This window comes from Catellatospora bangladeshensis (assembly GCF_016862575.1).
Taxonomy (GTDB): Bacteria; Actinomycetota; Actinomycetes; order Mycobacteriales; family Micromonosporaceae; genus Catellatospora; species Catellatospora bangladeshensis.
In genome coordinates, this window is the sequence record NZ_BONF01000046.1 from 90804 (window position 1) to 100812 (window position 10009).

The following is a 10009-nucleotide window of genomic DNA, read 5'->3' on the forward strand; positions in this document are numbered from 1 at the left end:
TGCTAGCCCGCCTCAGTCGAGACCGGCCAGGTTTTTCGCCTGGCTCAGCACGCCGTCCAGCATCGCGGGCGTGAGCCGCCCGGTAAAGGTGTTCTGCTGGCTGACATGGTACGAGCCGAGCAACGCCGGACCGCGTACCGGATCCGGCGGCCCGCCCTGCGGGAGCACCAGGGCCCCGTGCCCGAAGGCGGGACGCGGCACCGGCGGCTTGATCCCGTACACCGTGGACAGCGTAGGCCACCAGGCCGCCCAGGCGAACGCGCCGAGCGCGAGCACCACCCGCAGGGTCGGGCGGATCAGCGCGACCTCGCGGTGCAGCCACGGCGCGCAGGTGTCCCGCTCCACCGGGGTGGGCTTGTTCTCCGGCGGTGCGCAGCGGACGGACGCCGCGATGCGCACGTCGTCCAGCCGTAGCCCGTCGTCGCGCCACACGCTGGTGGGCTGGTTGGCCAGGCCCACCCGGTGCAGCGCGGCGAAGAGCACGTCACCGCTGCGGTCGCCGGTGAAGATGCGCCCGGTCCGGTTGCCGCCGTGCGCGGCCGGAGCCAGCCCGAGGATGAGGATGCGGGCGTCGGCCGCGCCGAAGCCGGGGACGGGGCGCCCCCAGTACTCCTGGTCGCGGAACGCCGCCCGCTTCGTCGCGGCGACCTCCTCCCGCCAGGCCACCAGCCGGGGGCACTTGCGGCAGCCGGAGATCGCCTCGTCGAGCCGGGCCAGCTCCTCCGCGGTCACAGGTGGGTGCGCAGCAGCTCTACGGTGCGGGCCCAGGCGCTGGCGGCGGCCGCGGCGTTGTAGACCTCGGGCCGGTCGTCGTTGACGAACGCGTGCCGGGTGCCCGGGTAGTCGTGCACGATGCAGGTGCCGCCGGCCTCCTCGATCGCGGCGCGGGCGGCCTTGATGCCCTCGGCCGCGGAGGTGCCGTCCTCCTCGCTGCAGTGGATCAGCGCGGTCTTGCCCTCATAGTTCGACCACTGCGGGGACATGCGCTCCCACGGCACGGCGGGGTAGAAGCCCACCGCGGCGGTGATCCGGTCGCTGAACGTCGCGGACCACAGGGCCAGGCTGCCGCCCATGCAGAAGCCGACCGCGCCGACGGAGCCGGTGGTCTCCGGCCGTCCGGCCAGGTATTCCGCGGCGCCCGCGATGTCCTTGGCGGCCTGGTCCATGGCCAGGCCCATCATCAGCCGGCCGGCCTCGTCGGGCTCGGTGGTCTGCGCACCGTGGTAGAGGTCGGGCGCGAGCGCGACGAAGCCCGCGTCGGCGAACCGGTCCGCCAGCGAGGTGATGTGCGGGACCAGCCCCCACCACTCCTGGATCACGATGACCGCAGGTCCGCTGCCTGATTTGGGCAGTGCGAGGTAACCCTCGCTGGTGCCGCCGTTGCTCGGGTAGATGACCGTTTCACCCATCGGTCGTCCTCCTGTCGGTCAGTCATCATTGGCTGGTCGCACAGTCGTGGTGTTCCGGGTAGCCAACCACACCGGACGGTACCGGGGAAGACAGCGGCGGCGTGGCGAAAGTTACGACTTATGGTCGCAACTCACCACGCCGCCGCACCGGCCTCAGCCGGACGTGAGCTCAGCTCAGGCCACGGGGCCCAGGCAGAGGAACTTGCCCTTGGTCTTGCCGACCTCCATGATCGAGAAGAGGTCGGTGGTGGCCGGCCACTGGCCGCAGCCCGTGTCGGAGTCGGCCTCGGTCTGGGTCACGTCCTCCAGGACGCCCAGCACCTTGTACTTGGCGTCGGGCTTGTCGCAGCCGACGACCTTCATGTCGTCCGCGCTGGCGGCCTCGGTGATGCAGTCGCCGGCCTTGGCGATGTCGGTGTCACCGCTCAGGTACTTCCAGGCCAGACCGCCACCGAAGATGATCGCGGCACCCAGGGCGTAGCCCAGGATCTTCTTGCCGATACCGCCCGCGACGGACGACTTCTTCTCCGGCTCCGTGGTCTCGGGGACCGCGGGCGTTACCTGCTCGCTCATTTGCTCTGTTCCTTCCGAGGGGTTGCCCTCGTCCGGATCGAACCGCCGTGACGAAGGCCTGTCGTCCCGCGAAGCGTCACGCGAGACCGCGTCACCTTAACGGTTGCTGTGAATCCGCGCGACCCCGCAGGTGGGCGTGCTCATTTGCGTAATCCGGCGGCGACGGGGACACTGCCGCCGCCGGGACGCGGCCGTCCGTTCAGGAACCGGGGCTGACCTGCGCAGACGGTGTCAGCGAGGGCTTCGCCGAGGGCGCGGCGGCGGAAGGGCTCGCGGTGGCCGGGTCCGCTGACGGCGAGGGGATCACTCCACCGGGCGACGGGCTCGCCCAGGGCAGCGGGGCGGGCGAGGCCGGTGCCCACGGCAGCTGCGGCGGCGTGACGTCCGGGCAGGCCGGGTACACGATGCGCCACTCCCAGTTCGCGTCGAACGCGTTGTGGTTGCTCTGCGCGCACCAGCCGATCAGAACCGGGTTGCCGGTCTGGTCCACGATCCGCGCGCCCGGGATGACCTGGCCGTCCGCCCCGAGCACGAACACGTCGCTGACCTGGTCGTACGGGTTGACGACGTACCCGCCGGCGGTCTCCCAGTAGCCCCGCGCGGCGCGGTCGTCGGCCTCGACCACGAGCACCAGCCCGAACACCGCCAGCACCGCCGTGGCGCCGCCGAGCGCGAGCCGGGCCGACCGGCGGGCCGGCGGGCGCGCGAGCGTGCGGCGACCGAACCAGATCGAGCCGATCACGGCACCGGCGGTCAGGAACAGGCCGAGCAGCGTGCTGCCCTCCAGCCGGGGCAGCAGGCCCGGCCCGTCGCCGTCCCGCCACAGCTGCGCGACCAGCATCGCGGCCAGCCAGCCGCGCACCACCCACCACGCCGGGCGCAGCAGGGCCAGGAAGTCGCCGAGGCGCTCGTACCCGATGACGGGGCCGAGCCCGCGGTCCACCCCCCGCCACCGCTGCTGCACGCGGCCCACGGCCCGGCCGACCAGGGCGGCGGTGCGGCTGGGACCCCCCGTGTGGCCCAGCGTGGCGCGCAGCTCGGCGGCATACGCGCTCGGCGGCCCGAGCCGGTCGGCCAGGGTCGCGCCGGCGCCCTCGGCGCGCAGCTCGGCCGCGACCTCGGCCAGGTGCGCCGGCAGGTCCTCCAGCAGGTCGTTGCGCACCTGCTCGGGCAGGTCGGACAGGGCGGCCCCGACCTGCGCCGCGTACTGTGCGATGTCACTCTGTTCGCTCATGCCCGCTCCCGCAGCAGTGTGTTCATGGTGGACGCGAACTCGCCCCAGACCTCGGCGCCCTGCTTGAGCTGGGTGCGGCCGGCGGCGTTGAGGGCGTAGTACTTGCGGTGCGGCCCCTCCTCGGAGGGGACCACGTAGGTGGTCAGGTAGCCGGCGGCGAACAGCCGGCGCAGGGTCCCGTAGACCGAGGCGTCCCCGATCTCGGACAGCCCCGCGGTCCGCAGGCGGCGGAGGATGTCGTACCCGTAGCCGTCGTCGTCGCGCAGCACGGCGAGCACGGCCAGGTCGAGCACCCCCTTGAGGAGCTGAGAGGTATCCACGCGAAGCACGGTACTGTTTAAAGCATACTACTGCAACAAGCGCCACACCGTGCCAAGAAAATGCCTGCTCAGCGCAGGATCGAGGCGGCGATCCCGTCGAGGATGTCGTGTTCGGAGACGGTGATCTCGGCGAAGCCGGTCTGCCGCATGATCTCCTGGAGGATCAGCGCGCCCGCGATGATGACGTCCACCCGCCCCGGGTGCATCACCGGGATCGCCGCCCGCGCGTCGTGGTCCAGCGCGGCCAGCCGCACGGCCAGCTCCGCCACCGCCGCGGCGGGCAGCACCGAGTGGTGGATCCGGGCGGAGTCGTAGCGGTCCAGGCCGAGGGCGATGCCCGCCAGCGTGGTCGCCGTGCCGGCCACCCCGACCAGCGTCGCCGGACCGGCGCCCACGTGCGCCAGCGCCCGCGCCACCTGCCCGTCGACGTCGCGCACCACCGCGGCCAGCTGCTCCGGCGTGGGCGGGTCGGTGGGCAGGTGCCGCTCGGTCATGCGTACGCAGCCCATGTCCATGCTGATCGCGCGGTCCACCGTATTGCCGCCCCGGACGAACTCCGTCGAGCCGCCGCCGATGTCCACCACCAGGTACGGTCCCTCGCCGCCGAGCCCGGACACGGCCCCGGCGAAGGAGAGCGCGGCCTCCTCCGTACCGCTGATGATCTCGGCGGGCTGCCCCAGTGTCACCCGCACCATGCCGTGGAAGTCGGCGGCGTTGGCGGCGTCGCGGCTGGCGCTCGTGGCCACCATCCGGATCCGGCTCACCCCGAACGCCTCGATGACCTCGCGATACTCGGCCAGCGCGACCCGGGTGCGCTCGATCGCGGCCGGATCCAGCCGCCCGGTCCGGTCGACCCCGGCGCCGAGACGCACGATGCGCATCCGGCGGTCCAGGTCACGCTCGCCGTCGGTCACCAGCAGGCGGATCGAATTGGTGCCGCAGTCGATCGCGGCTACGGCATCTCCCACGATCTCACCCTAGAGATGCAGGAGCATGCGGGTGTTGCCGAGGGTGTTGGGCTTGACGCGTTCCAGGCCGAGGAATTCGGCGACGCCCTCGTCGTAGGAGCGCAGGAGCTGCTCGTACACCGGCGGCGGCACGGGGGCGCCGTCGATCTCGGCGAAGCCGAACGAGCCGAAGAAGCGCGTCTCGAAGGTCAGCACGAACACCCGGCGCACGCCGATCTCGCGCGCGTCGTCCAGCAGCGCCTCGACGATCTGGTGGCCCACCCGGCGCCCGCGCCAGCCCGCGTCCACGGCCACCGTGCGGATCTCCGCCAGGTCCTCCCACAGCACGTGCAGCGCGCCGCAGCCGACCACCACGCCCTCGTCGTCCACCGCCACCCGGAACTCCGGCACGTCCTCGTATATCGCGACGGTGGCCTTGCTGAGCAGCCGCCGCTCGCCGCTGTACGTGTCGATCAGGCGCCGGATGCCGCGTACGTCGCCGGTGCGTGCCTTGCGGACGGTCAGCTCACTCAACGCAGGGACCCGCCGTCCACCACGGCTCCACCAGGGAGATCACCTCGTCGCCGAACGGGTTGACCCCCGGCCCGACCGCCAGCGCGTGGCCCAGGTGCACGTGCAGGCACTTCACCCGGTCCGGCATGCCGCCCGCCGAGACGTGCTCGATCTCCGGCACGTGGCCGACGGCCTCGCGCCGGGTCAGGTAGTCCTCGTGCGCCTTCAGGTACGCCGCGCGCAGCTCGGGGTCCTCGCGGAGCTGGGCGGCCATCTCCTTCATCAGGCCGGCCGACTCCAGGCGGCTGCACTCCGCGGTGGCCCGCGGGCAGGTCAGGTAGAACAGCGTCGGGAAGGGAGTGCCGTCGGGCAGCCGGGGCACCGTCTCCACCACGTCCGGCTTGCCGCACGGGCAGCGGTGCGCCACCGCGCGGGTGCCGCGCGTGGGCCGGCCGAGCTGCGCCCGGACCGCGGCGAGATCCTCCTCGGTCGCCTCCTGCCGCACCGGTGCCGGCACGAGGTCGCGATCCATGTGCTGCTCCTTCAGTTCTTGCTTTCGGGCTCCGGCTCCAGGCGGGTCCAGAGCTTGCCGTACCAGCTGTCCGGCGGGGGCGGAGCGGCCGGCTCGGCGCCGAGCTCCTTGTCGGTCTGCTTCTCCGGGTCCCAGATCGGCACCAGCGGGGTCTGTCCCGGATAGACCCAGTAGAAGCGGCGGCGGACCTGAGCCTTGATGTACTCGTCGTCCTTCCACTTCTCGGCCTGCCGCTCCAGCCCGGCGATGCGCTCCTGCTGGGCCAGCTGCGACTGGCGCAGCGCCTCGATCTCGGCGAGCTGGGTCAGGTAGACCCGCACCGGGTAGGCGTAGCCCAGGGCCAGCGCGGCCAGGATGACCAGCAGCACGGTCGCGCGGCCGGTGAGGCCGTTCGGGTTCGGGGCGGTGGTGCGCTTCGCGGCGCCCGCCGCGGCGGCCCGCCGCGCGGCGGCCGGGCGGCTCGCCGAGCGCTCGCCGTCACGGGCGCGCGTGCCGCCGGTGCCACGGGTGCCACGGCCCCCGTCGCGGGAGCGACGCACCGGCCCCTGCCCACCAGGCTGTCGCCGCTGCATCACCCCTCCCCTCCGTGGTGATCGAAGCCCCCTCCATGTCGTACCGACCGCATGGAAGGAGCTTCGATCACATGCTAGGCCTTACGGCCTTACACCGTCACTTTCCCGCGCTGTACCGCGGGAAGGCGGCCGCGCCGGCGTAGCGGGCCGCGTCGGCCAGCTCCTCCTCGATGCGCAGCAGCTGGTTGTACTTGGCGACGCGGTCCGAGCGGGCCGGGGCGCCGGTCTTGATCTGGCCACAGCCCATCGCGACGGCGAGGTCGGCGATGGTGGTGTCCTCGGTCTCGCCCGAGCGGTGGCTCATCATGGTGCGGAAGCCGCTGCGGTGGGCCAGCTCGACGGCGTCGAAGGTCTCCGTCAGCGAGCCGATCTGGTTCACCTTGACCAGCACCGCGTTGGCCGCGCCCTCGGCGATGCCGCGGGCGATGCGGGTCGGGTTGGTGACGAACAGGTCGTCGCCGACGATCTGCAGCTTGCCGCCGAGCTGCTGGGTCATCGCGGTCCAGCCGGCCCAGTCGTCCTCGGCCAGCGGGTCCTCGATCGATACGATCGGGTACGACTCCGCCAGCTTGGCGTAGTACGCGATCATCTCGTCACGCGACTTCGCGGCGCCCTCGAACTGGTAGGCGCCGTCGGAGTAGAACTCGGTCGCCGCCACGTCCAGCGCCAGCACGATGTCGGTGCCCAGGCTGTAGCCCGCGGCCTGCACGGCCTCGGCGATCAGGTCCAGCGCCGCCGCGTTGGTCGGCAGGCTCGGCGCGAAGCCGCCCTCGTCGCCCAGGCCGGTGGACAGGCCCTTCTTCTTCAGCACGCTCTTGAGCGCGTGGTACACCTCGGCGCCGGAGCGCAGCGCCTCACGGAAGCTCGGCGCACCGATCGGAGCGATCATGAACTCCTGGATGTCCACGTTGGAGTCCGCGTGCGCGCCGCCGTTGAGGATGTTCAGCATCGGCACCGGCAGCAGGTGCGCGTTCGGGCCGCCCAGGTAGCGGAACAGGCTCAGCTCCGCGCTCTTGGCGGCCGCCTTCGCCACCGCCAGCGAGACGCCCAGGATGGCGTTGGCGCCCAGCACCGACTTGTCCGGGGTGCCGTCCAGCTCCAGCATCTTCGCGTCGATCAGGCGCTGCTCGCTGGCCTCGTACCCGATCAGCTGGTCGACGATCTGGTCCTCGATGTTCGTGACGGCCTTCTCGACGCCCTTGCCCAGGTAGCGGCTCTTGTCGCCGTCGCGCAGCTCCAGCGCCTCGTAGGCGCCGGTGGAGGCGCCGGACGGCACCGCGGCACGGGCGATGGTGCCGTCGTCGAGACCGACCTCGACCTCGACGGTCGGATTGCCGCGGGAGTCGAGGATCTCCCGCGCTACGAAGCCTTCAATGGTGGCCACGTGTGCTCCCTCGTTCGTTGCGCTCACAGTGGTGGTCGTCGGCAGTGACAGCCCTGACCGGAGCGGCAGGTGCGTACCTGGGCAGCCTATCGAGCCGTCACGGCGCCGGGGTCCGCGGCCGGTGGTCCGTCACCCGCGCGCCGTCGGGCAGGTCGAACGCCGACGCCGGGGGCGCCCCGGTGACCCCCAGCAGCGACTGGTCCACGCTGACCCCGCCGACCACGCCGGAGAAGCTCGCGAGCACGCCCTCGGCCGTCACGCAGACGGTGAAGCCGCCCGCGTCGGCGTCGGTCAGCCCGGACACCTCCAGGCAGGTGGCCTGGCGCCCGGCCAGCGTCGCGTCGAACGCCTCCACATCGGCCTGCGACTGCAGCTGCGCCGCCTGCAGCAGGCCCGTCACCACCGGCGCGGTGACCAGGCCGTGCTTGGTGACCTCGGTGTAGCCGGTCAGCTCGGCCGGGCCGGCGCTGGGCAGCGGCCGGATCTGGCAGCGCGCCGGGCGCACCGCGGTCACGCACGAGGTGTGCCCGCCGGAGTCCACCACGAGCCGGCCGCCCGGGTACGCGAAGACGGTGCGGGCCGGGCCCGTCTGCTGCGAGATGGCGCCCTTGGCACCGCCCGCCAGCAGGTATTCCGCGTGGTAGCGGTACGAGGCGGCCCGCTGGAGCTGCGCGGTCATGTCGGCGATGAGGCGCGCGCGGTCGGGCGCGACCCCGTCGTCGGTGATGACCTGGCACCCGGTGAGAGCGAGCAGCGCACTCAGCAGAGGGGCCAACGTGACACGCATGGCCGACAGCCTCTCCCATCGGCCCCGCGCGGCGCAAACCCTCATAGACCGAGCAGGGTGCGCAGGTGACGCGGCGGCGGCGAGCCGAACGACAGCATCCGGTCGTGCCACTCGCGCACCGTCACCCCGGCCGGGCGCTGCCGCGCCAGCTCGGCCACCTCCGCCCAGCCGACGAAGTACGTCGACAGCTGTGCCGAGGAGAGCAGGCTCCGGCGCCACTTGCCCGCCGCCTCGCCCTCCTCCTGGAAGCCGCGGTCCAGCATCAGCGCCATGCCGTCGGCCTCGCTCAGGTCCTCGCAGTGCACCAGCTGGTCCAGGATCGCGTTGATGCTCATCCGCAGCTGCATCTTCAGCTGCGTGGCGCGCACCGGCAGGCCGCCGTAACCGCGGTCGACCATCGCCTGCTCCGCGTAGACGGCCCAGCCCTCCACGAACGGCCCCGAGTGGCCCAGCGCCCGCACCCGGGTGCTGCCCCGGTAGCGGCGGGCGTGCGCCAGCTGGAGGAAGTGGCCCGGCATCGCCTCGTGCACCGTCAGGTTGCGCACCGCGTGGTCGTTGTACTCCCGGTAGAACGACTCGACCCGCTGCGCGGGCCAGCCCGCCGGGGTCGGCGCGATGCAGTAGAACGTGGGCACCGCGGCCGTCTCCAGCGCGCCCGGCGGGTCGCAGTAGGCGACCGCCACGCCGCGCGAGAACTCGGGCATCTCCTCGATCACCAGCGGGTCGTCGATGAGGGTGACCAGGTCGTGCTCGCGCACGAACGCGGTGGTCTCCTCCGTCGCGTGGTGGGCCAGGCTCACGATGGTGGCGTCGTCGGGGTGCTCGGCGGCGATCAGGTCCAGCGCCCGGCGCACCGTGGCGTCGTCGGCCGGGCCGCCCACCAGCTCCGAGGCCACCTCCCGCAGCTCGGCGGTGACCCGCTCCAGGTTCTCCTGAGCCCGTTTGAGCACCTCGGCGGCGCTCAGCTCGGTGTCGAGGGTGTGCCACAGCTTCGCCTCCCACAACCGGCGGCCCAGCCGCGGATCGCGGCCCTCGCCACGTCCGGCCTGCTCGGCACACCAGGCCGAGAAGTCGTCCAGGGCCAGCACCGCGGCGGCCGCGATCGGCTGGATCTGCTCGGCCAGCCCCGGCTCCTGCACCAGCAGCCCCGGCAGCTCACCGCGTACCAGGGCGGCGGTGCCCGCGAACTGGCCCGCGGCCGTCTCCAGGTGGATCCGCGGCGCGTCCCGCAGCACGGACCGCGCCGTGGCCAGCGCGTCCGGCAGCTGCGTCAGCCGCCCGGCCAGCGCGTGCAGCCGCTGCTCCACCGGCGCGAACGGACGCGCGATCAGGTTGTGCAGCAGCCCGCCCGGGTTGTGCCGCAGCGGATTCCACTGGTACGACCGGACCTGGGTCAGCTCGAACAGCTGCCGGTCCACCAGGGCGCTGAGGATCGCGTGGTCCACCCGCTCGGCGTCGTCGAGATCGTCGGCGTCCACCTGGGACAGCGCGCCCGCCGCGTCGTTCAGCATGCCGATGTCGGCGGTGATCCCGTCCGGGGACAGGTCGGGCAGCCGGTCGTCGAACCGGTGGTCCCCGGCCGACGCCGCCAGCTCGGGCGACGACTCCAGGAGCGCGTCGCAGATGTGCTCGGCCAGTGGTGCGAACTCCAGCGTCACGGCCCCAACCTACCCGCCGCGTACGCCCTCCGTCGGCCAGCCCGCCCTCGATCATCCGATTTGCCTGGCAGATGGGCGTA

Annotated in this window: 12 protein-coding genes; all 12 read right to left on the reverse strand. The window is 72.6% G+C overall.

Annotated elements, in window-relative coordinates:
* Positions 1-12: 12 nt before the first annotated feature.
* Complete coding sequence (locus tag Cba03nite_RS33565; RefSeq protein WP_239126207.1) at positions 13-732, reverse strand: uracil-DNA glycosylase; 720 nt, start codon at positions 730-732, stop codon at positions 13-15.
* Positions 729-1409 carry a dienelactone hydrolase family protein gene (locus tag Cba03nite_RS40120; RefSeq protein WP_239126208.1) on the reverse strand — a complete coding sequence of 227 codons (681 nt, stop codon included), beginning with the start codon at positions 1407-1409 and terminating at the stop codon, positions 729-731. The genes Cba03nite_RS33565 and Cba03nite_RS40120 overlap by 4 nt, the downstream gene beginning before the upstream one ends.
* 174 nt (positions 1410-1583) lie before the next feature.
* Positions 1584-1982 carry an LppU/SCO3897 family protein gene (locus Cba03nite_RS33570; RefSeq protein WP_203755231.1) on the reverse strand — a complete coding sequence of 133 codons (399 nt, stop codon included), beginning with the start codon at positions 1980-1982 and terminating at the stop codon, positions 1584-1586.
* 199 nt (positions 1983-2181) lie between these two features.
* Complete coding sequence (locus Cba03nite_RS33575) at positions 2182-3216, reverse strand: HAAS signaling domain-containing protein (RefSeq protein WP_203755233.1); 1035 nt, start codon at positions 3214-3216, stop codon at positions 2182-2184.
* A complete protein-coding gene (locus Cba03nite_RS33580) occupies positions 3213-3536 on the reverse strand; it encodes a PadR family transcriptional regulator (protein ID WP_203755236.1) in 324 nt (107 codons plus the stop codon). Before Cba03nite_RS33580 ends, Cba03nite_RS33575 begins: the two co-directional genes overlap by 4 nt.
* 68 nt (positions 3537-3604) lie before the next feature.
* Positions 3605-4504, reverse strand: coding sequence for a Ppx/GppA phosphatase family protein (locus tag Cba03nite_RS33585; protein WP_239126209.1), 900 nt, complete (start codon positions 4502-4504; stop codon positions 3605-3607).
* A gap of 9 nt (positions 4505-4513) precedes the next feature.
* Complete coding sequence (locus Cba03nite_RS33590) at positions 4514-5008, reverse strand: amino-acid N-acetyltransferase (RefSeq protein WP_203755260.1); 495 nt, start codon at positions 5006-5008, stop codon at positions 4514-4516.
* Position 5009: 1 nt separating this feature from the next.
* Positions 5010-5528, reverse strand: coding sequence for a DUF501 domain-containing protein (locus Cba03nite_RS33595; RefSeq protein ID WP_203755238.1), 519 nt, complete (start codon positions 5526-5528; stop codon positions 5010-5012).
* Positions 5529-5539: 11 nt separating this feature from the next.
* On the reverse strand, positions 5540-6067 hold the full coding sequence (locus Cba03nite_RS33600) for an FtsB family cell division protein (protein WP_239126211.1): 528 nt from the start codon (positions 6065-6067) through the stop codon (positions 5540-5542).
* A 130-nt stretch (positions 6068-6197) separates the two neighbouring features.
* Complete coding sequence (eno, locus tag Cba03nite_RS33605) at positions 6198-7484, reverse strand: phosphopyruvate hydratase (protein WP_203755241.1); 1287 nt, start codon at positions 7482-7484, stop codon at positions 6198-6200.
* A 97-nt stretch (positions 7485-7581) separates the two neighbouring features.
* Complete coding sequence (locus tag Cba03nite_RS33610; protein ID WP_203755243.1) at positions 7582-8271, reverse strand: hypothetical protein; 690 nt, start codon at positions 8269-8271, stop codon at positions 7582-7584.
* 41 nt (positions 8272-8312) lie between these two features.
* Entirely contained in the window at positions 8313-9929 is a 1617-nt protein-coding gene (locus tag Cba03nite_RS33615; protein ID WP_346112349.1) for a DUF885 domain-containing protein, read from the reverse strand.
* Positions 9930-10009 lie beyond the last annotated feature (80 nt).